At 72.1% G+C, this 22,841-nt stretch carries 21 protein-coding genes; 11 read left to right on the top strand and 10 right to left on the bottom strand.

Going from position 1 to position 22,841, the window contains the following annotated elements; translation table 11 throughout:
* Positions 1-189: 189 nt before the first annotated feature.
* The 5 genes from DNL27_RS01095 to DNL27_RS01115 all read left to right on the top strand — a co-directional run bounded on the left by DNL27_RS01095 (position 190) and on the right by DNL27_RS01115 (position 6,563).
* Complete coding sequence (locus tag DNL27_RS01095; RefSeq protein ID WP_112234445.1) at positions 190-1,470, top strand: MFS transporter; 1,281 nt, start codon at positions 190-192, stop codon at positions 1,468-1,470.
* A 179-nt stretch (positions 1,471-1,649) separates the two neighbouring features.
* The gene (locus DNL27_RS01100) at positions 1,650-3,149 is read left to right on the top strand and encodes an MATE family efflux transporter (RefSeq protein WP_239494404.1); all 1,500 of its coding nucleotides are present in this window, start codon (positions 1,650-1,652) and stop codon (positions 3,147-3,149) included.
* 205 nt (positions 3,150-3,354) lie between these two features.
* On the top strand, positions 3,355-4,344 hold the full coding sequence (locus DNL27_RS01105) for a universal stress protein (RefSeq protein ID WP_112234446.1): 990 nt from the start codon (positions 3,355-3,357) through the stop codon (positions 4,342-4,344).
* Positions 4,345-4,395: 51 nt separating this feature from the next.
* Positions 4,396-5,286: a universal stress protein gene (locus tag DNL27_RS01110; protein WP_012397180.1), complete on the top strand. Its 891-nt coding sequence runs from the start codon at positions 4,396-4,398 to the stop codon at positions 5,284-5,286.
* Between the two features lie 281 nt (positions 5,287-5,567).
* Positions 5,568-6,563 (top strand): YgcG family protein, encoded by a 996-nt coding sequence (locus DNL27_RS01115; protein WP_239494405.1) that lies wholly within the window; start codon positions 5,568-5,570, stop codon positions 6,561-6,563.
* 133 nt (positions 6,564-6,696) lie between these two features.
* Here DNL27_RS01115 and DNL27_RS01120 read toward each other — a convergent pair whose 3' ends face one another.
* From DNL27_RS01120 to pdxS, 6 genes are all read right to left on the bottom strand, one after another.
* The gene (locus tag DNL27_RS01120; protein ID WP_012397182.1) at positions 6,697-7,434 is read right to left on the bottom strand and encodes an amino acid ABC transporter ATP-binding protein; all 738 of its coding nucleotides are present in this window, start codon (positions 7,432-7,434) and stop codon (positions 6,697-6,699) included.
* Complete coding sequence (locus DNL27_RS01125; RefSeq protein WP_012397183.1) at positions 7,427-8,101, bottom strand: amino acid ABC transporter permease; 675 nt, start codon at positions 8,099-8,101, stop codon at positions 7,427-7,429. Before DNL27_RS01125 ends, DNL27_RS01120 begins: the two co-directional genes overlap by 8 nt.
* Positions 8,098-8,925, bottom strand: coding sequence for an amino acid ABC transporter substrate-binding protein (locus tag DNL27_RS01130; protein WP_239494406.1), 828 nt, complete (start codon positions 8,923-8,925; stop codon positions 8,098-8,100). The genes DNL27_RS01125 and DNL27_RS01130 overlap by 4 nt, the downstream gene beginning before the upstream one ends.
* A gap of 14 nt (positions 8,926-8,939) precedes the next feature.
* Complete coding sequence (locus tag DNL27_RS01135) at positions 8,940-10,073, bottom strand: PLP-dependent aspartate aminotransferase family protein (RefSeq protein ID WP_112234449.1); 1,134 nt, start codon at positions 10,071-10,073, stop codon at positions 8,940-8,942.
* 176 nt (positions 10,074-10,249) lie between these two features.
* On the bottom strand, positions 10,250-10,936 hold the full coding sequence (gene pdxT, locus DNL27_RS01140; protein ID WP_204360313.1) for a pyridoxal 5'-phosphate synthase glutaminase subunit PdxT: 687 nt from the start codon (positions 10,934-10,936) through the stop codon (positions 10,250-10,252).
* Positions 10,933-11,862, bottom strand: a complete 930-nt coding sequence (gene pdxS / locus DNL27_RS01145) for a pyridoxal 5'-phosphate synthase lyase subunit PdxS (RefSeq protein ID WP_012397187.1) — start codon at positions 11,860-11,862, stop codon at positions 10,933-10,935. The genes pdxT and pdxS overlap by 4 nt, the downstream gene beginning before the upstream one ends.
* A gap of 152 nt (positions 11,863-12,014) precedes the next feature.
* Here pdxS and DNL27_RS01150 point away from each other — a divergent pair, with 152 nt between their 5' ends.
* From DNL27_RS01150 to DNL27_RS01165, 4 genes are all read left to right on the top strand, one after another.
* Positions 12,015-13,187: an ATP-binding protein gene (locus DNL27_RS01150; protein ID WP_112234450.1), complete on the top strand. Its 1,173-nt coding sequence runs from the start codon at positions 12,015-12,017 to the stop codon at positions 13,185-13,187.
* A complete protein-coding gene (locus DNL27_RS01155) occupies positions 13,184-15,046 on the top strand; it encodes a PLP-dependent aminotransferase family protein (RefSeq protein ID WP_112234451.1) in 1,863 nt (620 codons plus the stop codon). The genes DNL27_RS01150 and DNL27_RS01155 overlap by 4 nt, the downstream gene beginning before the upstream one ends.
* Positions 15,047-15,085: 39 nt before the next feature.
* Positions 15,086-15,727: a hypothetical protein gene (locus DNL27_RS01160; protein WP_224764898.1), complete on the top strand. Its 642-nt coding sequence runs from the start codon at positions 15,086-15,088 to the stop codon at positions 15,725-15,727.
* Positions 15,728-15,806: 79 nt separating this feature from the next.
* Entirely contained in the window at positions 15,807-16,232 is a 426-nt protein-coding gene (locus DNL27_RS01165) for a hypothetical protein (protein WP_012397191.1), read from the top strand.
* Between the two features lie 221 nt (positions 16,233-16,453).
* On the opposite strand, the gene DNL27_RS01170 is transcribed toward DNL27_RS01165, so the two are convergent.
* From DNL27_RS01170 to DNL27_RS01185, 4 genes are all read right to left on the bottom strand, one after another.
* Positions 16,454-19,060 carry a cation-translocating P-type ATPase gene (locus tag DNL27_RS01170; RefSeq protein WP_112234452.1) on the bottom strand — a complete coding sequence of 869 codons (2,607 nt, stop codon included), beginning with the start codon at positions 19,058-19,060 and terminating at the stop codon, positions 16,454-16,456.
* Positions 19,053-19,262 (bottom strand): heavy-metal-associated domain-containing protein, encoded by a 210-nt coding sequence (locus DNL27_RS01175; protein ID WP_012397193.1) that lies wholly within the window; start codon positions 19,260-19,262, stop codon positions 19,053-19,055. The genes DNL27_RS01170 and DNL27_RS01175 overlap by 8 nt, the downstream gene beginning before the upstream one ends.
* Before the next feature lie 56 nt (positions 19,263-19,318).
* The gene (locus DNL27_RS01180; protein ID WP_204360314.1) at positions 19,319-19,636 is read right to left on the bottom strand and encodes a metal-sensitive transcriptional regulator; all 318 of its coding nucleotides are present in this window, start codon (positions 19,634-19,636) and stop codon (positions 19,319-19,321) included.
* Between the two features lie 179 nt (positions 19,637-19,815).
* Positions 19,816-20,412: a TetR/AcrR family transcriptional regulator gene (locus tag DNL27_RS01185; protein WP_112234454.1), complete on the bottom strand. Its 597-nt coding sequence runs from the start codon at positions 20,410-20,412 to the stop codon at positions 19,816-19,818.
* A gap of 73 nt (positions 20,413-20,485) precedes the next feature.
* Between DNL27_RS01185 and DNL27_RS01190 the strand changes: the two genes are divergently transcribed.
* Entirely contained in the window at positions 20,486-21,619 is a 1,134-nt protein-coding gene (locus DNL27_RS01190) for an ABC transporter permease (protein ID WP_162627082.1), read from the top strand.
* Positions 21,616-22,821, top strand: a complete 1,206-nt coding sequence (locus tag DNL27_RS01195; protein WP_162627083.1) for an ABC transporter permease — start codon at positions 21,616-21,618, stop codon at positions 22,819-22,821. The genes DNL27_RS01190 and DNL27_RS01195 overlap by 4 nt, the downstream gene beginning before the upstream one ends.
* The last annotated feature ends 20 nt before the right edge of the window (positions 22,822-22,841 follow it).

The following is a 22,841-nucleotide window of genomic DNA, read 5'->3' on the forward strand; positions in this document are numbered from 1 at the left end:
GCTCTCAGCGTAGGCGGTGCGGCGGACACGCACGAGGCACCTCGCGCGGGGCGCCGGGGCCGCGGCGGACGGCGCGAGGTGCCTCGCGCGGGGCGCCGGGGCCGCGGCGGACGGCGCTCGACCGCAGGGACGGAGGGTGCGTGCGCAGTGCGGGGCCGGGGCGGTGTGCGCGCACCCTAGGATCGGTGCGTGGCCCGCTTTCTCCTCGACGTCTCGCCCGTGCGCGAGATCCCCGCCTTCCGCCGGCTGTGGGCGGGCTCCACGCTGTCCATGCTGGGCAGCCAGTTCACGGTGATCGCCATCAGCCTGGAGGTCTTCGAGCTCACGCACTCCACGTTCGCGGTGGGGCTGGTGGGCGTGTTCGCCCTGGTGCCGCTGATCGTCGCTGGGCTCTACGGCGGGTCCATCGGGGACGCCCACGACCGCCGGCTGGCCGGGCTGTGGACCACCGTGGGACTGTTCGCCATGACCGTGGCGCTCGCCGCCCACGCGTGGCTGGACGTCCGCAGCGTGGGGGTGCTCTACGCGATCGTGTCCCTGCACTCCTTCGCGCAGGGGCTCGGCCAGCCCGTGCGTGGCGCGATCGTGCCCCGCCTGGTGCCCGCCCGCCAGCTGCCCGCGGCCAACGCGCTGTTCCAGCTGACCATGGGCTCGTGCCTCATGGTGGGGCCGCTGCTCGGCGCGTTCACGGTGGCCGGTCTGGGCTTCGCGTGGGCGTACACGCTGGACGCGCTGAGCTTCGCGGTGAGCCTGTGGGCCATGTACAAGCTCCCGCCGCTGCCGCCCGAACCGGGGGACGGCGAGGTCACCAGGCCCGGGCTCCGCTCCGTGGTGGAGGGCTTCCGCTTCCTGGCCACCCGCCCGAACCTGCGCATGACCTTCCTGCTGGACATCGCCGCCATGGTGTTCGCGATGCCGCGCGTCCTGTTCCCCGTGCTCGGGGCGTCCGTGCTGGGCGGGGACCAGCTCACGGTCGGGTTGCTCACCGCCTCCCTGGCAGCGGGGTCCGTGATCGCGGGCGTGTTCTCAGGAATATTCATACGCATCAACCATCACGGCCAAGCATGCGCCGCCGCGGTGGCGGGCTGGGCCGTGTGCATCATGGCGTTCGGCGCGGTGGTGCTGCTCACCTCCCGGGGCGCGGGGGCGGACACCGCCTGGCCTCTGGCGCTCGCCTGCGCGACCCTCGTGGCCGCCGGGGTCATGGACTCCGTGTCCATGCTCTTCCGCACCACCATCCTGCAGGCCGCCACCCCGGACGCCCTGCGCAGCCGGCTGCAGGGCATCTTCATCGTGGTCGTCGCCGGAGGACCCCGCCTGGGCGACGCCGTGCTGGGCGCCGGCGGCCAGCTGCTCGGCCCGGGCTGGGCCGCGCTCGGCGGAGCGGCGGTGTGCCTGGTGCTCGTCCTCCTGCTGGTGCGGGTGTTCCCCGGCTTCCTGCGCTACGACGCGCGCGACCCCCAGCCCTGACCGTCCTGGACCCTCGCGGGGGACGACGCCGCCCGGGCCGCCCGAGCGGCTCGCCGCACCGCCGCCCCGGTCACCCGAGCAGGCGCGCCCGCTCCCGCGGGTCCGCAGACGTCAGGTCGACGGCGCACGGGTGCGCCGCCCCGTGGGCACCGACCACGGACCCCGCCTACCCTGGAGCGGTGCCCTCCTCCCCCGCGCAGCAGCCCACGCCCGACGACCCCGCTCAGCCCGTCTCCGATGCTCCCGCACCGGCCTCTGACGACCACCCCGCATCGTCTCGGACCGCCACCGGGCCGAAGAGTGGCCGTGGCGCGCCGGGCGACCCTGCGGCGTCGGCCCCCTCCCGGGGTCCGAGCCTGAACCGGCAGATCCTTGCGCTCGCCGTGCCCGCGTTCGGGGCGCTGATCGCGGAGCCGCTGTTCCTGCTCGCGGACTCGGCGATCATCGGGCACCTGGGCACCGCGGAGCTCGCGGGTGTGGGGGTCGCGTCCACCCTGGTGCAGACCGTGGTGGGGCTCATGGTGTTCCTGGCCTACAGCACCACACCGGCGGTGGCACGACACCTCGGGGCCGGGCGGATGGCGGACGCCCTGCGCGTGGGCCGGGACGGACTGTGGACCGCCGCCGGGCTGGGCATCCTCCTGGCGGCCGTGGGCGCGGTGGTGATGCGGCCGGTGCTGCGCGCAATGGGTGCGCAGGGGGAGGTGCTGGACCACGCGACATCGTACGCGCTGTGGTCCCTGCCCGGCCTGGTGGCCATGCTCGTGGTGCTCGCTGCGGTGGGGGTGCTGCGCGGACTGCAGGACACCACCACCCCGCTGGTCGTCGCCGGTGTGGGCGCGGCCGTGAACGCCGGGCTGAACGTCGCGCTCGTCTACGGTGCGGACCTGGGGGTCGCGGGCGCCGCCATCGGCACCAGCATCACCCAGTGGGGCATGGCCCTGACCTACCTGGTGATGCTGGGGCGCCGGTTCCGCGCTGAGGGCGTGGCGGTGCGGACCGGCTGGGCCGGGATCCGAGGCCACCTCACCGTGGGCTCGTGGCTCATGCTGCGCACCCTGTCCCTGCGAGTGGCGATCCTCTCCACCGTGGTGGTGGCCACCGCCCAGGGCGCGGAGAACCTCGCGGCGTACCAGCTGACGATGACCATCTTCAACTTCCTGGCCTTCGCCCTGGACGCCCTCGCGATCGCCGCGCAGGCGCTGCTCGGCAAGGAGCTGGGCGCCCGCAACCTGGACCGCCAGGAGGACCGGGACGCGGTGCGGCTGCTCATGCGTCGGCTGCTGCGCTGGGGGCTGGGCTTCGGCGTGGTCACCGGCCTGCTGGTGGGCGTGCTGGGCCCGCGGCTGGGGTTCCTGTTCACGGACTCGCAGGACGTCCAGGCGCTGTTCGGCGTCTCCCTGCTGGTGGTCGCGGTGGGGCAGCCGGTCGCGGCGTTCGTGTTCGTGCTCGACGGCGTGCTGATCGGCGCCGGGGACGCCCGCTACCTGGCCCTGGCCGGGGTCGTGAACCTGGTGGTCTACCTCCCTCTGCTGTGGGCCGTGGCCCAGTGGGGCGGCGCGGGGGCGGCCGGGGCGGTGTGGCTGTGGCTCGCGTACGCCGGCGGCTACACGGGCGCCCGCGCGGCCACCCTGGGCTGGCGGATCCGCGGCTCGCGGTGGATGTTCGCCATGGCGTGAGGCCGGGGCGGCACCGCTCTCCAGCCCCGCGGCAGCTGCGTGAAGCGCCCCGGGACCTGCATGGGTCGCCCCGGGACCTGCCGCGGCGTGCCGCTGCGGGGAGCGCGGCACCGGGCCGGGCGGCGTCGTGCACCGGGGCCCGCGAGCACCGGTACGACGCGTGGTGAACCGTTCCGTTCACAGCTCACGGGACTATCCTTAAGGCATGAACAAAGACGTTCGCAGCACCTCGTCCACCGCTCCCGTCCTCGTGGGCATCGACGGCTCCGAGATCGCCCTCAGGGCCCTCGACCGCGCCCTCGCCGAGGCCCGCGCCCGCAACGTTCCCGTCCGGCTGATCGGCGCCTACCCCGTGGCCATCGTGGGGGAACCCGGCCTGGAGGCCCGCTACCGGGAGGCCGTCAGCCAGGAGTGCGAGAAGAACCTCCTGGCCGCCGTGGAGCACGCCCGCCAGCAGGACCCGCAGGTCCCGATCGACACCATCTCCGCGGAGGGGGACGCCGCCCGCTCGGTGCTGCGTGCCGCCAAGGACTGCAGCCTGGTGGTGCTGGGCAAGCGCGGCCGCGGGGGTGCCCTGCGCGGACGGATCGGCTCCGTGTCCAACGCCGTGGCCGCCCACTGCCCGGTGCCCGTGATCGTGGTCCCGCCCGGTGAGCACCAGGACTCCTCGGACCGGGAGCAGGCCGCATCCCAGGCCCAGGAGGCGCAGGACGTCCAGCTCACCGAACGGCAGGACACGCAGCGCGTGCCCGCGTCCGAGACGGACTTCTCCGGCACCGTGGTGGTGGGCGTGGACGCCGCCGGGGACGAGAACCCCGCGGTGGCCCAGGCCATCGAGTACGCCGCGGCCCACGGGCTGGGGCTCAGCCTGGTGTCCGTGAACGGCGCCCTGTCCGGGACCCCCGAGTGGTTCCAGGACCAGTACAACCAGACCTACTACTTCGAGGAGTCCCTCAAGAAGCTCTCGGCGCTGGCCCGCAGCATCGCGGAGCGGGAACCGGGTGTGGAGGTCACGGACTACGCCTTCCTGGGCCGCCCCGGCCGCGTGCTCGTGCAGGCCACCCGCACCGCGGACCTCGTGGTGGTGGGCTCCCGCGGCGTGGGCGGCTTCACGGGCCTGCTGCTGGGCTCCGTCTCCCAGGCCGTGCTGGCCGGCGCCGCCGGGCCCGTGATGGTGGTCCCCACCAAGCACTGAGCCCGCCCCGAACACCCCCATCCTCCAACCGAGACAAGCAGGTGCACAGACATGACACAGAACATCGTGGTGGCGTACGACGGCTCCGACCACAGTGAGCGCGCCCTGGACTGGGCGATCGCGGAATCGCAGCAGCGGCAGCTGCCGGTGAAGATCGTGCTCTCCACGGGGCGCCAGACCGGGCTGGACCAGTCCCTCTACGGGGTCTTCGCGGAGGCCCTGCAGGAGGAGTCGGAGAAGCTGGCCAAGCACGCGGTGGAGACGGCCAAGACCGCCGGGGTCACGGCGCAGTGCATCATCGAGCGCGGCGACGCCGCCGGGGTGATCGTCTACGAGGCGCAGGACGCCGCCATGGTGGTCATGGGCAAGCGCGGCCACCACGGGGTGCGCGGCCGGGTGGGCTCGGTCTCCGCGGCCGTGGCCTCCCACTCGCAGGTGCCCGTGGTGATCCTCCCGGAGAGCTGGAACCCCGACGAGCGGGAGTCCCGTCCGGAGGGTGAGACCTTCGCGGGCTGCGTGGTGGTGGGTGTGGACAAACTCGGCGCCAAGAACCAGGCGGTTCCGCTGGCCGCCCGCTACGCCGCGGAGCACGGCCTCACGCTCGCGGTGGTGAGCGTGGTCCCCACCACCAGCTACCTGCCCATGAACTCCTACGAGCTGGACCGTGCCGTCCAGGAGCAGCTGAAGGCCCCGGCCAAGGAGCTCACGGAGTCCGTGGCCCAGGAGCTGCGCGGTGACTTCCCGGACCTGCAGATCGTCACCCGCGTGCTCGACGGCCGTCCCGCGGACGCCCTCGTGGACGCCTCGCGCACCGCGGACCTGCTGGTCGTGGGCACGCGCGGCTACGGCGGCTTCCGCGGGCTGCTCATGGGCTCGGTCTCCCAGGCGGTCCTCGCGGACACCGAGTCGCCTGTGATGGTGGTCCCCACCGCCCGCAGCTGACGGTCACGACGCCGCACGGCTGGGTTGCGCGGGCCGGTTCCCCTCCCCGGGGTGCCGGCCCGCGGCCGTGTTCCGGGGGAGATCCGGAGCGCCCGGACCCCGCGGCCCGGACGATGATCCGAGAACCCTGCCGGGCGGTGTGGTCCCCGCCCAGGTGCCGGAACCGCAGGGCGGTGCGGCCACGACTCACGGGGCACCGGCGCGGTGTATGCCGTCCCGCGCACGTAACCTGGGGGCAGGAGACGGCGCGAGGCGCCGGACGTCGAGAACCTGGAGGACCCGTGCACGGCCGAGAAACGAGAACCGCCCCGGTGGGGCGCACCCTGGCCACCGCCGCGGTCGGCGCCCTGCTGCTGCTGGGCAGCGCCGCCCCCGCCCACGCCGTGGACCTCCCGCCCCGGCCGACCGAGGGCGCCGTGCAGGACCAGGCGGACCTGCTCACCACCCAGCAGGAGGCCACTCTCAACCGGCTGATCGGGGACCGGAACAAGGACAACGAGTACATCCGCACCGCCGTGCTCACCGTCAACGACACCCGCGGCGAGGACATCGAGGAGTTCTCCCGGCGGGTGGCCACGGACTGGGGCGTGGGGGAGGACGGCCGCAACAACGGCGTGCTGGTGGTCGCGGACATGGGGGACCGCAAGCTGCGCATCGAGGTGGCGGACGGTGCCCGCGAGGTGCTCTCCGACGCGGACGCCGAGGACATCATGAAGGACCAGCTCGAACCGGGGTTCAAGGACGAGGACTATGCCGGGGCGTTCACGGACACCCTCACCGAGGTCTACGACCAGGCCACCCCGGAGGCCGCCGCGCAGCGCGACGCGGACAGCAAGACGGTCCTGGGCATCGTGCTGCTGGTCGTCGGGGGCGCCGTGGCGGCCGTGGCCACGGCCTTCGGTGTGGGCGCGCGCCGGAACAAGCGGATCCGGGCGCAGGCGGACCGGGAGATCGAGCAGTTCCAGCGCGAGCACCCCGAGGAGAAGGTCACGGAGGGCATGCGCCGGGCCTACTACCGCTACCGGCAGCAGAACCGGAAGGCGCCCGGTCTGAACCAGAAACCCCGCCGGGTCAAGGACAAGAGCGGCGTGGAGCGCGAGGTCCAGTACGCGCCCTCGTTCCGCGCCTGGTTGCCGCTGTACGCGATGTACCCGTCCGTGTACAACGGCACGGCGCACACGCCCGGCGCCTCGGGGTCCAACTACGGCGGCGGGGCGTCCAGCTCGTTCGGCGGCGGCGGGGGCTTCACCGGCGGCGGTGCGTCCGGCAGCTTCTGAGCGCGGCCCGTTCGGCCCGCCGGGGAACGACGCCGCTGCGCTGCCGCCCGCGGGGGCGCGGTGGCCCGGGCGAGTGCCGGGCGGCGTCGTCGTGCTCCGTGGTGCTCGCACGGGACGGCAGGCGAGAACGTGCTCAGACGGCGTCGAAGACGTTGAGGTAGCGCTGGATCCGCTCGTTGTCCGAGGCGAAGAAGTCCTCCGGGGTGCCGTCGAAGCCGATCCCGCCGTCCGCGAGGAAGACGATGCGGTCCGCGACCCGGCGGGCGAAGCCGATGTTGTGCGTGACCACCACCAGGGAGCGGCGCTCGCGGGCCAGGTCCACCATGACCCTGATGACCTCGGCCTCCAGCTCGGGGTCCAGGGCGGAGGTGGGCTCGTCGAAGAGCAGGTAGTCCGGCTCCACGGCCAGGGCCCTGGCGATCGCCACGCGCTGCTGCTGCCCGCCGGAGAGGTTGTCCGGGTACTCCTCCAACCGGTGGCCCATTCCCACGGACTCCAGCAGCTCCACTGCGCGAGCCCGGGCCGTGGCGCGGTCCGCCTTGCCGTTCAGTGCCGGGGGCATGGCCACGTTGTCCAGCACCGTCTCGTGCGGGAAGAGGTTGTAGCTCTGGAAGACCATGGCGGAGCGGCGGCGGATCGCGGAGATCTGCCTGCGGGTCAGCTGCGCACCGAAGGTCACGGAGTCCCCGTTGATGTCCAGGCGCCCGGACTCGGGGACCTCGAGCAGGTTCATGGTGCGCAGCAGGGTGGACTTCCCGGAGCCGGACGGCCCGAGGATCACGGTGGTCTCCCCGTTGGGCAGCGCCAGGGTGATCCCCCGCAGGACGGTGGTGTCCCCGAAGCTCTTGGAGACGTCTGTCAGCTCAAGCATGGGAACTCCTGATGTAGCGGTTGGACACCCGTTCGAGGCGGGACTGCAGCAGCGAGAGGACAGTGAAGATCGCCAGGTAGATCACAGCCACCTCCGCGTAGAGCGCGAGGGGCTGGAAGTTGGTCGCGGCGATCTGACGGCCCACCTGGAACACGTCCGCCAGGGTGATGACCATGACCAGGGAGGTGCCCTTGACCAGGTCGATGAGGTCGTTGCCCAGGGGAGGCAGCGCGATCCGCAGGGCCTGGGGCGCGACGACGTGGCGCACCGTCTGCCAGCCCGTGTAGTTCAGTGTCCGGGCGGCTTCGAGCTGGCCCCGGGGGATGGACTGCACGGAGGCCCGCAGGGTCTCGGCCGCGTAGGCCCCCGTGTTCAGGGTGAACGCGAGGATCGCGGAGGTCCACGCGGAGAGCGTGATGCCGGCGGCGGGCAGCCCGTAGAAGATGATGAACAGCTGCACCAGGATCGGGGTGCCGCGGAACAGCCACACGTAGAAGCGGGAGATCCACTGCAGGGGGCGGATGCCGCTCAGGCGCATGGCGGTGGCGAGTACCGCCACCACCAGGGCGAGGACGAAGGCGATGATGCTCAGCGGGATGGTCACCTTGACGGTGGCCAGCAGCAGCTGCGGAAGGGAATCGGCCCAAAGGCTCAGGAAATCGGTCATGACTCCGGGGTGAGGTCGGTGGACACGTATTTCTCGAAGATCTTGGCCAGATCGCCGTTGTCCATGTGGGTGGTCAGGGACTTGTCCACGGCGGCTCGCAGCCGTGGCTGGTTGCGGGCCATGAGCACCGCGGACTCCGAGGCGTCTCCCACCTGGCCGTCCAGGAGACGGATCCTGGCGTCAGGGCGCTGCTCGAAGAACGCCTGGAACGTCACGAAATCGTTGGCGGTCATCTCCACGCGCCCGAAGGTCACGAGCATGATGGCCTCGTCGAACCCCGTGGTGGGCACCAGCTGGGCCCCCAGGGCGGCCATGCTCTTGCCGAAGTTGGAGGTCTCGGTCTGGGCGGAGGTGTGCCCGGAGATCTCGTCAACGGACGTCAGCGGGGAGTCCTGGGCGACCCCGGCGCGGCCCTGGGAGATCGCGTAGGGGATGGTGAAGTCGAAGTTCTCCCTGCGCTCGGCCGTGGGTGCGATGTTGTTCATGACAAGGTCGTAGCGGCCCGCGTCCACCCCCGCGATCAGCGAGTCCCACTGGGTCTCAACGTAGGTGGCGCGCACCCCGAGGTCCTTGGCGATCAGGTCCCCGATCTCCTTTTCATAGCCCACCAGGGCGCCGGAGTCGTCATGGTAGCCGTACGGGCGGAACGTGCCCTCCATCCCGATGCGCACCTCACCGGTGCGCTGGATCCTGGCCAGCAGGTCCTCGGAGGCACCCGAGTCCTCGGAGCCGCCGCCCGGTGAGCAGGCGGCCAGCACGGCAACCAGCCCCGCCAGGCCGGTGCCGCTGAGCACGGCCCGGCGGGATGCTCGACGTGAGTCCACGGTGGGTTCCCCTCTCAGGCCGCGTCGAGGGCCTGGGCGAGGTCCGCGATGAGGTCCTCGACGTCCTCGATGCCCACGGCCACGCGCAGCAGGTTCTCGCTCAGGTGCGCCAGCTCGCGGTCCTCAGGTGAGTATGCCCCGTGGGTCATGGATGCGGGGAGGCAGATCAGAGACTCGATGCCGCCCAGGCTCACTGCGAAGCCGAAGATCTCCAGGCGGCCGAGGAACGCCCGGACGTCCTTGCCCGGGAGGAGCTCGAAGGAGAACAGCCCCCCGAGCCCGTCCGCCTGGGCCTCCTGGATCCGGGCCTCCTCCTCGTCGAAGGATCCGGGGACGAGGACTCGCGCCACCTCGTCCCGGCCGCGCAGGAACTCTACGATCCGATGGGCGTTCTCCTGCTGGCGGTCCAGGCGGATGCCGAGGGTCTTCACGGACTGGATCAGGCGGTAGGAGTCGATGGGGGAGAGCACCCCGCCCGAGACCATCTGTGCCAGGTGCACCTGCTGGGCCATCTCGTCGTCGTTGGTGCTGACCACGCCGCCCAGCAGGTCCCCGTGGCCGCCGAGGTACTTGGTGGCGGACTGCACGGTGACGTCCGCGCCCAGCTCCAGCGGGCGCTGCAGGTACGGGGTGAGGAACGTGTTGTCCACGACCACCATGGCGCCGTGGCAGTGGGCAAGCTCGACGACACGTCGGATGTCGGTCACGCGCAGCGTGGGGTTGGACGGCGTCTCGAGGAACACGATGCGCGTGCTCTCGTCGAAGTCCTCGTCCGAGAGCCGGTTGAGGTCGTCGTGGAAGTGCGTGGTGATCCCGCGCTTGGGCAGCTCAATGGTGGCCCACCGGTAGTTGCCGCCGTAGACGGGCAGGCCCATGATCACCGAGTCACCCGCGTGCAGGGTGCCGAGCACGGCCCCGGTGGCAGCCATGCCGGTGGCGAACGCGAAGGAGTGCCGGGCGCCCTCGAGCGCCGCCAGGGTGGTCTCGGCATCGGTGCGCGTGGGGTTCGACCCGCGCTGGTACTCGAAGGGACCCTCACCGCCCTCGGTGGGCTGCAGGAACGTGGAGGCGGTGTGGATCGGGGGCACCACGGCACCCAGGGCGACGTCGTGCAGCGCGTGGATGGTGCGTGTGGTGAAGCCGGCCAAGAGTTCCTCCGTCGTGAGTAGTCGGAGAGGCCAGGTCTACACGGATCGGCGCGCCGGTGCGAGTCTGTTGCGCCGGAAGTCGTGATGTGGCGCACCGGGGTTTCCCGTCCCGGTGCTGGTCGGGGGGGCGTCCTGCGCCCTGCCCGAGTTCGTCTGGGCGCTCACCCCGACCGTGCTCACCCCCGGCGGGCGGCCACCTGCTCCAGCAGCATCCGGTGCAGGGTGGTGTCCCCCGTGAGCTCCGGGTGGAAGCTGATGCCCAGCACGCTGCCCTGGCGCACCGCCACCACCGCACCCCGGTGGCGCGCGAGAACCTCCACGCCGTCGCCCGCACGGGTCACCTCGGGGGCGCGGATGAAGGCCGCGCGCACCACGTCACCGGGCGCCACGACGTCGCTCGCTGGGCCCTCCCACGCCAGCTCCACCTCCGCAGAGGCCACCTGTGAACCGAACGCGTTGCGGTTCACGCTCACGTCCAGCACCCCGAGGGACTGCTGGCCGGGGGCCGGATCCTCGATCTCGGAGGAGAGCATGATGAGCCCGGCGCACGTGCCGAGCGTGGGCAGGCCTCCGCGGACCACCCGTTGCAAGGAGTCGAACAGTCCGAACGTACGGCACAGCCGGTCCACCGTGGAGGACTCCCCGCCGGGCAGGATCAGCGCGTCGACGCGGGGGCCGCCGTCCGGGTCCACGAGGTCATCGGCGGAGCGCACTTTCACGGCGCGGGCGCCCAGGGACTCCACCGCGCGCACGTGCTCCACGACGCCGCCCTGCAGGGCGAGCACGCCCACAGTGGGGTGGGCGCTCGGGCCCGGCAGGGCGGCGTCGTCGTGGGGGTGGTGCTGCGAGGGGGACCCGCTCACCAACCGCGCTCCGCGAGGCGGTGCGGTGCGGGGAGGTCCGCCACGTTGATGCCCACCATGGCCTCGCCGAGGCCGCGGGAGGCGTCCGCGATGCGGGCGGGGTCGTCGTAGTAGGCGGTCGCGGCCACGATGGCGCGGGCGCGCTCGGCGGGGTTGCCGGACTTGAAGATGCCCGAGCCCACGAACACGCCGTCCGCGCCCAGCTGCATCATCATCGCGGCGTCCGCGGGGGTGGCCACGCCGCCGGCGGTGAACATCACGACCGGCAGGGACCCGGTGCGGGCCACCTCGGCCACGAGCTCGTAGGGTGCCTGCAGCTCCTTGGCCTTGACGTACAGGGCGTCCGGGGCGGCGGTGTAGAGCGCCTGCAGCTCCGCGATCTGCGCGCGGATGGTGCGGATGTGCTTGGTGGCCTCGGAGACGTCACCCGTGCCGGCCTCGCCCTTGGAGCGGATCATGGCCGCGCCCTCGGTGATCCGGCGCAGCGCCTCGCCCAGGTTGGTGGCGCCGCACACGAACGGGACGTCGAAGCGGTGCTTGTCGATGTGGTTGGCGTAGTCCGCGGGAGAGAGCACCTCGGACTCGTCGATGTAGTCCACCTTGAGGTGCTGCAGCACCTGTGCCTCCACGAAGTGCCCGATCCGCGCCTTGGCCATCACGGGGATGGAGACGGTGTCGATGATGGACTCGATGAGGTCCGGATCGCTCATCCGGGCCACGCCGCCCTGGGAGCGGATGTCCGCGGGCACACGCTCCAGTGCCATCACGGCCACGGCACCGGCGTCCTCGGCGATCCGTGCCTGCTCCGCGGTGACCACGTCCATGATCACGCCGCCCTTGAGCATGTCTGCGAGACCGCGCTTCACGAGGCGCGAGCCGGTCACGGGGGTGGCGTTCTGGGCGGAGGTCTGGGAAGTCTCAGTCATGGGGTCCATGCTGACGCGCGGAAGTGGTCCAGTGCCAGGGCCATAACTGAGGGAAATGGCTGGTCCAGATGCCGTGGGGCGGTGGTGGTGCGATAACGAGGGAAATAGTGGCGGGTATATGAAATTTGCTATACCCGCATAGAATTTCCTGCATGGACCTCGCTGCCAATCCCTACAGCCCCGGCTCGGGCCTGCGCCCGAAAGTCCTCAGCGGCCGCGCGGCGGAAGTCGAGGCCTTCGACCTCATGATCGCCCGTACCAAGCTGCGCCGCCCCAACCGGGGAATGGTCCTCACCGGGCTGCGCGGTGTGGGCAAGACCGTGCTCCTGAACGTTCTCCGGGCCCGGGCAGACCACCACGGCTGGCTCACGGTCCAGTTGGAGGGTCGTCCGGAGGGGCGGGGCCGGGAGGAAGTCCGGGACAGGCTCGCCCGTGAGCTCATCGTCGCCGCCCGGCGGCACCACGGGCGTCACCCGGGACCCCGCTTCGCGGAAGCCCTGTCCACCATCCAGTCCTTCAGCGTCTCGGTGGGCCCCGGTGGGGTGTCCGCAGGGGTGGATCTGACGGGCGGGCGGGCCGGTTCCGGGCGTCTGGACGTGGACGTGGAAGAACTCGTGGCGGACCTCAGCGAACCCCTCGCGGCTGAGCACAGTGCCTTCGGCCTGTTCGTCGACGAGATGCAGGACCTGGATCCGGAACTGATGAGTGCCATCATCACCGTGCAGCACATCGCCGGGCAGCGGGACTGGCCGTTCTACCTCATCTGCGCGGGACTGCCCACCTTGCCCGCGACCCTCAGTGCCGCACGCAGCTGCGCAGAGCGCCTCTTCAACTACCGGAGCATCGGAGCGCTGAACCGAGAGGCGGCGGGTCATGCCCTCTCCAGGCCCGCGAAGGAGGTCGGTGCAGCATTCGAGCCCGAGGCGCTCGATGCGCTCGTCTCCGCCACGGGCGGCTATCCCTACTTCATCCAGGAGTTCGGCCAGGCCGTGTGGGAGGTCGCCCCGTCCACCCCTTTCACCGCTGAGGATGCGGAGCTGGCCATCCAGCGGGGATGGGCGCAGCTGGACGCCGGGTTCTTCCCCGCACGGTGGGGGCGGGCCACTGGCAGGGAGCGTCAGTACATGAGCGCCATGGCACAGGATGGCGACGGGCCGTCGAGAACCGGTGAGTTGGCGGCACGCCTCGGTGTCACCACGAGCACGCTCGGTCCCACCCGCGCGCAGCTGCTCCACAAGGGCATGATCTACGCCCCTGAGCACGGGAAGGTGGCCTTCACGGTGCCTGGTATGGCCGGATACATCGCTCGGCAGTTCGGGGCATGAGGCACCCCCGGGACATCGACCTGCCCCTCGCCGTGGACCGCACCTCCGGGGTGCCCCTGGGTGAGCAGCTGGTGCGTCAGGTCCGTGACCTCGTGGCGCGCGGCGTGCTCCGCCCGGGGGATCCGCTGCCCTCCTCCCGGGCGCTCGCGGCCCGCCTGGGCACCTCCCGCGGCACCGTGACCGCGGCGTGGGACGTCCTCACGGGGGAGGGCTACCTCGTGGCGGACCGCGGCGCCACGCGGATCACGCCGTCCCTGCACCTGGACCGGGAGCTCGCACCGGCCACGACGACGCCCCCGGTTCGCACGACGCCGCCCCTGCCCCTTCCAGCTCCGCCCTCGTCTCAGACGCCCCCGCCCCGCGCGACGGACCGCACGAGCACGCCCCGCCTCACGACGCCGCCCGATCTCACGACGCGGTCCGCGCGCCCGGGCGCCGAGCGGCATCCCGGGTCTGCCGCCACGCCACCAGGGGTCCCGCGCCCGAGCGTGAGCCCCACGGATCGGGTCCTCGACCTGCGCCCGGGCACGGGCTCCGTCACCGCCCTGGACACCCCCGCGTGGCGCGGCGCGTGGCGGGACGCCGCGGGCGCGACCGCTCGGGGGGAGACGCCGGGAGCGTCCCTCCAGGAGCACCTCTCGGCGTACCTGCGCCTCAGCCGCGGCATCGTGCGCGCCCCGGAGGACGTCCTGGTCACGGCCGGGGTCCGGGACGGGCTACAGCTGGTGCTGCGCGTGCTCGGTCTCGCGCGGCGTCGCACCCTGCGGGTGGCCGTGGAGAACCCCGGCTACCCCGCGCTGCGCTGGGTGGTGGAGGCCACCGGTCACACCGCACTGCCCGTGGCCGTGGACCACCACGGTCTGGACCCCGCGGCTCTGCCCACCGGACGCTGGGGTGGTGTGAGCCGCTGGGACGTGAGCGCACCCCCGGACGTCCTGGTGCTCACCCCGGGTCACCAGTACCCGTTGGGCGGCACCATGCCGGTGAGCCGCCGCGCCGAGCTGCTGTCCTGGGCGCGCGAGCACGGCGCGGTGGTCATCGAGGACGACTACGACTCCGAGCTGCGCCACACCGGCCAGCCCCTGCCCGCCCTCGGGGCCCTGGACACCGCGCGGGACACCGTGGTCACGCTCGGCAGCTTCGCCAAGGTGCTCGGCAGCTCCGTGGGGGTGGGTCACCTGGTGGCTCCGGACCCGCTGCTGCCGGAGCTGATCCGCGCGCGGGAGGAACTGGGCTCGCCCGTGTCCCGCGTGGCGCAGGACGCGATCGCCCGGTTCATGGACACCGGCGAGTTCCAGCGCCACACCGCGCGCATGCGCCGCTCCTTCCGACGACGCCGCTCGCTCGTCTCGGACGCGCTCGCGGACCTCCCCGGGGTGCTCGTGGTGCCCATGGCCGGCGGCGCCCACGCGGTGGTCGAGGTGCCGGACGAGGACGCCGCGGTGGCCCGGGCCCGTGAACGGGGTGTGCTGGTGAGCGGTCTCGGGGACTACTGGGCCGGGGGCGCAGGGCATCCGGCGCGGGGGCGTGGCGAGGCCCGGACGTGGACGGCCGTGCTCTCGGGGACCGACGAGGCAGGGAGGGGCGGGACCGGAGCAGCAGCCCGGGAGTGCACCGTGGTGCGCTCCGGGACGGATCGGGCAGGAGCGGGCCGGTCCGCACCGCACGCGGGGGGTGCAGGTGCGACGCGCGGGGAACCGGTCGGGGCGGCGTCGTCGTCCGGGGGCGGGCTGGTGCTGGGGCTGACCGCACGGGACGAGGATCTCGCGCGAGGCACGGGTGTGCTGCGGGAGGTGCTGGGCGGCGCTGCGGCCGGCGGCGCTCCGGATGCCGGGGAACCCACCAGGGGCGCTCGCTAGACTGACCGAAACACCTTCGGAGAATTCAGGAGTTTCCGCGTGCCCCCACAGATTTCCGCACCGCACGGCGGCCAAGACCGCGGCGCTGCCCGGGGAACCGATGTGCGCCACGACCTCTGGGCGCCCACGCTGGTGCGCGCGGCGGTGGCCCTCGTGTTCGCGGCGGTGACCGTGTTCTGGCAGGAGCCGTCGCTCGAGGCTGGGCGCTGGGTCATGGCGTTCTTCCTGGTGGGGACCGGGGCGTCCGCGATCTTCCTGCAGGTGCGCCTGAACCGCCGCGAGGACGTGGACCTCGGTGCCAGCCGGTCCATCCCGCAGTCCTACGGCGTGCTGTACGTCCTGGGCGGTGTGCTCACCGCGGTGGTGGCCCAGAGCAACTGGCTGTTCGTGCTGCTCTCATCGGTGATCCTCGTGCTGTGCGGGATCACGGAACTCGTGCTCGGCATGCGCTTCCGCGGGCAGTTCCCGCTGGGGCGGGACTGGACCCTGTGCGGGGCCATCACCGTGTTCGCGGCCATGGGCATGGTGCTCGTGGAGACCCTCGGCGCCAAGGCCGAGCTCGGGGTGGTGGGCGGTGCCGCCATCCTGATCGGCGTGACCCAGCTGATCGCCGCGCTGAGCCTGCGCCACGACGCGCGGGTGGCGGACGGCCCCGCCTCGGGCCCGGCCCGCGAGGCCTGACGGCGTAGACTGACCCCTTGAACCGACGGGCGGGAAGCCGCCCCCGACGCACATCCCCAGCACTGCCAGGAGGAATCACGTGGCCCAGCGCACTGAGCACAACGGCCGGCGCAAGACCGACATCAAGGGGCCCCTGGTCATCTCGGCGGTGCTCGCGGTCGTGGCGTTCGTGATCGTGTCCGTGGTGGCCGCCGGCGGTTCGGACAACGCCGCGCGCGTGGGCCTCGGGCTGATTGCCGCGGGCATCACGTTCATCGCCTCCGTGGTGGTGTGCGCCACCCTCATGCTGATCGAGAAGCCCAACGCCGAGGAGCTCGGCCAGGGCACCGGCGTGAACCGTTCCTCCGCCAAGCTCTTCGCGGAGAACAAGGCCCGCCGTGAGGCCGAGCGCGCCCGCCGCGCCGAGCAGGGCGGCACCGCGTCCACGGCCTCGGACGAGCCCGAGTTCGGCCAGCGCGTCCACCCGGACACCCAGGGTGAGGAGCCGGGCTCGAGCGCCCGCTGATCCGCTCACTGATCTCTTGACGGCTCCGCCCCGGTGACTTCTGGTCCCCGGGGCGGAGCCGTTTGTGGCACACCGCTCCGGAACCGAGGGAGCCCCGCATGGCGCAACCCCACGGGGCACGTACTCCGTGGGGCTGCGCAGTGTCTGCGCCCATTCGGGCGGGGTCGTTCGCGGGGTGGGGCACGGCGGCGTCGTGCCGGACACCGACGCCGCCCGCGCCCTCAGCGGGCGAAGCCCCGCAGCCGCAGGGAGTTCAGCACCACGAACACCGAGCTGAACGCCATCGCGGCACCGGCGACCATGGGGTTGAGCAGCCCCAGGGCGGCCACCGGGATGGCCACGGTGTTGTACGCGAACGCCCAGAACAGGTTGGACTTGATGGTGGACAGCGTCCTGCGCGACAGCCGGATGGCCAGCGGAACGGCGGTGAGCTCGCTGCGCACCACGGTGATGTCCGCGGCCTGCATGGCGGCGTCCGTGCCGGAGCCCATGGCGATCCCGAGGTCGGAGGTGGTCAGGGCCGGGGCGTCGTTGACGCCGTCGCCCACCATGGCCACCACGTGGCCCTCGGAGCGCAGCTTCTCGATGGCCTGGACCTTGCCGTCCGGGGTGACGTCCGCGATCACGTCCGCGGTGTCGATGCCCACCTGCTCGGCCACGGAGCGCGCGACCGCGGCGTTGTCGCCGGTCAGCAGAATGGGGCGCAGCCCCAGGTCCTTGAGCTCGGCGATCGCCGCCGGGGCCTCGTCCTTCACGGTGTCCCGCAGGTCGATGAACCCGGCCAGCCGCCCGTCCACCGCCACGAGGATGGTGGTGGTGCCGCCCGCGCGGGCCAGCTCCAGGGCGTCGGACTCCTCGGTGTTCAGGCGCACGCCGTTCTCGTGCAGCCAGGACTGCCGGCCCACCACCACGAAACGGGCGTTCATGCCGTCCGGGACGTAGCCCCGCACGCCCCCGCCCGGTGCGGACTCGAAGCGGGTCACCTGGTAGCGGTGGGGAGTGGCGGCCGCGATGGCGTGGGCGATCGGGTGCTCCGAGTAGCGCTCCACGGCCGCGGCCAGGTCCAGCACCTGGTCCTTGGACCACGCGTTCAGGGGGGTCACCGCGCTCACGGCCATCTCACCGTGGGTCACGGTGCCGGTCTTGTCCATCACCACGGAGTCCACGGAACGGGTGTCCTCCAGGACCTCCGCGGACGTGATGAGGATGCCCAGCTGGGCGCCGCGCCCGGTTCCGGTGAGCATGGCCGTGGGAGTCGCAAGGCCCAGGGCGCACGGGCACGCGATGACCAGCACGGACACCGCCGCCACGAACGCGCGGTTGGGGTCCCCGGTCACCAGCAACCAGATCACGAGCGTCAGCAGGGCGATGCCCATGACCACGGGCACGAACACGGAGGAGATCCGGTCCGCGAGCCGCGCCACGGGGGCCTTGGTGGCCTGGGCGCGCGCGACCGTGCGGCTCATGGAGGCCAGCACGGTGTCCGAGCCCACATGGGTGGCGCGGGCCAGCAGCCGACCCGTGGTGTTCACGGTGGCTCCGGTCAGCTCGTCCCCGGGCCCCACCTCCAAGGGCATGGACTCACCGGTGAGCATGGAGGCGTCCACGGCGGACTCGCCCTCCAGCACCACGGCGTCCGTGGCGATCTTCTCGCCCGGGTGCACCGCGAAGGTGTCTCCCACCCGCAGCTCGGACACGGGCACTGTGCGTTCGGTGCCGTCCTCGGCCACCACGGTGGCCTGCTGCGCGCCGAGGTCCAGCAGGGCCTTCAGGGCCTCACCGGAGCGGGACTTGGCGCGGGCCTCGAGCCAGCGCCCCAGCAGTAGGAACGTGGTCACCAGGGCGGCGGACTCGAAGTACAGCTGGTGCCCGGACATGTCCATGGCCGCGCCCGGGTGGGCGTGGGCGGTCATGCCCGGATCGGCCACCAGGTGCCACAGCGAGAACAGGTACGCGGCGGCCACGCCCAGGGACACGAGCGTGTCCATGGTGGTGGACAGGTGCCGGGCGTTCACGGCGGTGGCCCGGTGGAACGGCCACGCCGCCCACGTGACCACGGGCAGCGCGAGCAGCGCCGCCACCCAGCCCCAGTGCGGGAACTGGGCTCCCGGGACCATGGACATCACGAACACGGGCACGGAGAAGGCCGCCGCGACCCAGAACCGCCTCTTGAGGTCGTTCATCCGGCGCTGCGCCGGGGTGGTCTCGAGCGCCGGATCGCGGTGCTCGTTCTCGGCCGGGCCCTGCTCGAGGTCCTCCGGCTGTCCCGCGGTGCGTTCCGGGGCATCGGGGGGCACGGCACCCACGGAAGTTGCGTCAGGGGAGGCGGGCGACGACGTCGTGCCCGCCGTTGCGTCCGGTGCGTCCGCCTGGTCGGGGGTTGCGTGGGAGACGGGGTTCCCGCCCTGGCGGGGAGTGCCGGTGGGCTCGGGTTCCGTGCCACGAGGGGATGTCCCGGACGGCGCCGGGGACGCGCCCGGGGCGGGGTTCGCGGTGGCCCCCCGGGCGGCGGCGGGCCCGCCGGTGCCGCCCCGCACCTGGGATGCCGGCGCGCTCTGCTGGGCGCCGCCCGTGATGCGGGCCTCGTACCCGGCGCGGTGGACGGTGTCCACGATCTGCTCGTCGGAGACGTCCTGCGGGACCTTCACGGTCGCGGACTCCAGGGCCAGGTTCACCGCCGGGTCAACGCCGTCGATCTTGCGCAGCTTGCGCTCGATCCGGCCCACGCACGAGGCGCACGTCATGCCCGAGATCTCCAGCTCCAGCTCCCGCAGGGGTCCGTGGACCTCGCTGTCGAGGGTGTCGGTGGATGTGGTGGGGTCACTCAACGGTGTACCCCGCTTCCGTCACGGCCGCGGAGATCTCCTCCGGGCTCAGCTCGCGCTCGCTCGTGATGCTCACCGGGGACGTGCCGCCCGCGTGGAGGTCCACGTCCACGGACGTCACGCCGGGGATCTCGGACAGCTCCTCCGTCACGGAGGAGACGCAGTGGCCGCAGGTCATGCCGGAGACGTTGACGGTGGTGTTCATGGATTTCTCCTTCGAGTCGGTGGGCCCGGGGGCCCGGAAGTCTGAGGGGGCGTGCGTCAGCTCTTGACCAGGCGCGCGATCGCGGCGTTGGCCTCCGCGAGCTTCTCGTCCATCTCCGAGGTGTCCCCGGTGTCGTGGGCGTGCTCCACGGCGTGCTTGACGCAGTGGCCCAGGTGCTCCTCCATGAGCCCCAGGCTCACGGACTTCAGGGCGGACTGGATCGCGGAGATCTGGGTGAGGACGTCGATGCAGTAGGTGTCCTCGTCGATCATCCGCTGGATCCCGCGCACTTGGCCCTCGATGCGCTTGAGGCGCCGGCCGTAGGAGGCCTTGTCCTGGGTGTAGCCGTGGGTGGGGGTGTCCTGGGTGCTCATAGCCTCCACGGTATACCCCTTGGGGGTATGCGTTCAAGGTGGGGGCGGTCACGCGGGATGTCGGGGCGATTCGGGATCGCCGGGCCATGCCGGGCGGAGTGGTGCGGGGATCGGGGCGCGAGGCACGCCCGGGGCGACCGGGCGGCGTCGTGGACGGGTGCTGCGGAGGTGGCGAGGGCTCAGGAACCGCTGCGCAGCACCGTGCGCATGGTGCGCTGCAGCGCGTGGGCCATCTCCTCGGTGCCCACCGCCGAGGCGGGGGAGTCCGCGGCCTGCTGCCGCAGGACCGTCATGAGCCCGCCGGCCACGAAGTAGGTCCGCAGCCACTGGTCGGGGTCGAGGTTGTCCAGCCCCGTGTCGAAGGCGGCCCGCGCCACGCGCTCGGCAAGCCACAGCTCCACGATGGGGCGCACGCGTGAGGCGAGCTGGCGGTTGCCCACGGTGGCCAAATTCCCCATGCCGTGGGTGTGCACGAAGTCGATCAGCCGCTCCAGGGGCTTATCGATCCCGGAGCCCTCGAACGTCTCGAACTCGCGCGCGGTGTGCGAGAGCTCCTGCTTCACGATGTCGGCGTAGACGTCGTCGAGGCCCGAGTAGTGCTGGTAGAAGGTGGGGCGCGAGATCGCGGCCTTCTTGCACAGCTGGGAGATGGTGATGCTGCGGGCGTCCTGGACCTCCAGCAGCTGGAGGCACGCGGCGCGCACAGCGTTGAGGGTGTGGGCCACCCGGGCGTCCACCGGGGGGCCCTGGGGGGTGTCGTCGGCCGGGGCGTCCATGGGGCCAGGGTAGCAGTGGGCGGACGTTTCCTTACATTTGAAAAGGACATTTACAGGTGTAAGGTAGGCCGACATGTCCTCACCTCAGCCACCCGTGGCCGGGTCCCGCGTTCCGGCCACGATGATCCTCGTGGCCATGCTCTTCCCCGTGTTCATGGCGTTCGCGTACCCCGCCTCCTACGTCTCGGCCATGCACCAGCCCGCGCCGCACCACATGGAGGTGGAGGTGATCGGCACCGGGGCACCCGCCCAGCGGGTGGCCCGCCAGGTGGCGGCGCAGGGCAAGGACGCGCTGGACGTCAGCACCGTGGCGGACGCGGACACCGCGCGCCAGGACGTGCTCGCACGCAAGACCCGGGCCGCGTTCGACCCCGCGAGCGGGGACCTCTTCGTGGCCAGCGCCGGCGGTCGGCAGGCCACCGGGGTCGCGCAGGGGGTGTTCCAGCAGGTGGCCTCCCAGACGGGGGTGCCGCTGAAGGTCCAGGACCAGCGCAAGCCCGAGCCCAAGGACACCCTGGGCATCGCGTACATGTACCTCATGACGGCGTGCGTGACGGCCGGCTACGTCACCTCCACGATGCTCGGGAACCTGGGCAAGGGGATGCGGCTGCGCTCCAAGCTGGCGCTGATCGGGGTGCTGTCGGTGGTGGCCGCCGTGCTCACCACCGGCGTCACCTGGGGTTTCTACGGGGTGTACGACTCGCACCTGGTGGCCGCCGGTCTGGTGGCTATGGGCGCGTACCTCACCGCTGCCGTGTTCCAGCTCGGCGTGGGCGGTCTGCTGGGCCAGGCCGCCACGATCATGGGGGTCACGGTGTTCGTGATCCTGGGCATCCCGGCCTCGGGGATCGCCACCAGCCCGGACCTGATGCCCGGCTTCTTCCAGGTGATCCACCGCATGATGCCCACCGGCGCCATCGGCGAGCTGCTGCAGCGGATCGTCTACTTCGACAGTCACGGCGTGGGCCCCTGGATCCTGCTGCTGGCCACCTGGCTGCTGCTGGGTGCCGGGCTGCTGTGGCTGGGGTCCCTGCGCTCGCCGCGCCCGGGTGAGGACCGCGGCGTGATCGCGGACCAGGTGGACCACGCCCGCAAGCATCCCGACGAGCCTCTTCTCACGGCTTACGACTCCGACGACTCCGATGACGACGCCGCCGCGCGCCCCGCGCGCGCACGGCACCGGGCCCAGGAAGTGACGCACGCATGAACGATCAGAACCCGACTCCCGGCCAGGACTCTGAGGATGCCCCAGTGAGTGCGGCGGGCTCCACGGTGGTCTCCGAGTCCGAGCGCCCGCTCGAGGACGGCTTCATGGGCCGGATGGCGCAGATGCCCCCGGCCTCGGCCATCGGCGCGATGCAGAATCCCACGGCCCCGCCGCGCCGCACGATGGACGCGAAGCTTACGCAGAAGCGCATGGTCACGGTGGGCATGCTGCTGCCGCTGTTCATGATGTTCGTGATGCCCATGCTTATGGTGGGCACCACCGTGGACGTCACACCCCGTGACATGCAGGTGGCCGTGATCGGCACCGGGGCGCAGACCTCGGACCTCGCCCAGCAGCTCACGGACGGCTCCGCGGGGGACTTCGACGTCCACCGCGTGGACGCCGTGGACGACGGTCGCCACGAGGTGCGCACGCACGACGCCCGTGCGGCCTACGACCCCGCCACCGGCACCCTCTACACCGCCGGGGCCAACGGCCGCCAGGTGAACGCCGCCGTGACGCAGCTGTTCACCCCGGTGGCGCAGAAGGCGCAGAAGCAGCTGCACACCGAGGACGTGGCCCCCGCGGCGGAGAACGACCCGAACGGCACCACCATCACCTACCTGGCCCTCGGGGCGATCCTGGGCGGGTTCATGACGGGCATTGTCAGCAGCCTCATGCCCGCCGGCACCAAGCTGCGCGTCGCCCTGTGGTTCCTCATGCCGGCCGTGGTGGCCACGGGCATGGTGGTCTACGGCTGGGCGGTGTTCGGGATCTTCAGCGGTAGCGCGTTCGTGCCCTGGTGCATGCTCTACATGCTGTGCCTGTCCTGCGTGACCGTGACCACCGGGCTCATGCTCGTGTTCGGGCCCGTGGCCATGCCGGTGTGCATCTTCCTGATGCCGCTGCTGGGTCTCGGCGCCTCGGGGCTGACGACGCCGCTCGACATGGTCGGCGGTTTCTACGGCTGGGTGCACGGCTGGCTGTACTCGCCCCAGGGCGTGGCGGCCATCCGGGACGCCATCTACTTCCAGGGCGTGTCCCTCGCGGCCCCGGTGTGGATCATGATCGCGTGGATCGCGGGCGGGATCGCCCTGGCCGTCTTCGGCACCCTGCGCCAGAAGCGCCGCCACCTCTTCGCCGTACTGAGCGAACGGGAAGAGGCCAGCACCGTGGCGGCCGTGGCGGCGGCGTCGGTCTAGGGGTCGGCTGGTGGGGCGGG

Source organism: Kocuria sp. BT304, assembly GCF_003290245.1.
GTDB lineage: Bacteria > Actinomycetota > Actinomycetes > Actinomycetales > Micrococcaceae > Kocuria > Kocuria rhizophila_A.

Excerpts from the sequence above, each read along its gene's own strand:
- DNL27_RS01125 (WP_012397183.1), bottom strand. The coding sequence starts at position 8,101 with ATGACCGATTTCCTGAGCCTTTGGGCCGATTCCCTTCCGCAGCTGCTG.
- DNL27_RS01110 (WP_012397180.1), top strand. The coding sequence starts at position 4,396 with ATGACACAGAACATCGTGGTGGCGTACGACGGCTCCGACCACAGTGAG.
- DNL27_RS01175 (WP_012397193.1), bottom strand. The coding sequence starts at position 19,262 with ATGAACACCACCGTCAACGTCTCCGGCATGACCTGCGGCCACTGCGTC.
- DNL27_RS01155 (WP_112234451.1), top strand. The coding sequence starts at position 13,184 with ATGAGGCACCCCCGGGACATCGACCTGCCCCTCGCCGTGGACCGCACC.
- DNL27_RS01180 (WP_204360314.1), bottom strand. The coding sequence starts at position 19,636 with ATGAGCACCCAGGACACCCCCACCCACGGCTACACCCAGGACAAGGCC.
- DNL27_RS01195 (WP_162627083.1), top strand. The coding sequence starts at position 21,616 with ATGAACGATCAGAACCCGACTCCCGGCCAGGACTCTGAGGATGCCCCA.
- DNL27_RS01105 (WP_112234446.1), top strand. The coding sequence starts at position 3,355 with ATGAACAAAGACGTTCGCAGCACCTCGTCCACCGCTCCCGTCCTCGTG.
- DNL27_RS01120 (WP_012397182.1), bottom strand. The coding sequence starts at position 7,434 with ATGCTTGAGCTGACAGACGTCTCCAAGAGCTTCGGGGACACCACCGTC.
- DNL27_RS01190 (WP_162627082.1), top strand. The coding sequence starts at position 20,486 with ATGTCCTCACCTCAGCCACCCGTGGCCGGGTCCCGCGTTCCGGCCACG.
- DNL27_RS01185 (WP_112234454.1), bottom strand. The coding sequence starts at position 20,412 with ATGGACGCCCCGGCCGACGACACCCCCCAGGGCCCCCCGGTGGACGCC.
- pdxS (WP_012397187.1), bottom strand. The coding sequence starts at position 11,862 with ATGACTGAGACTTCCCAGACCTCCGCCCAGAACGCCACCCCCGTGACC.
- DNL27_RS01150 (WP_112234450.1), top strand. The coding sequence starts at position 12,015 with ATGGACCTCGCTGCCAATCCCTACAGCCCCGGCTCGGGCCTGCGCCCG.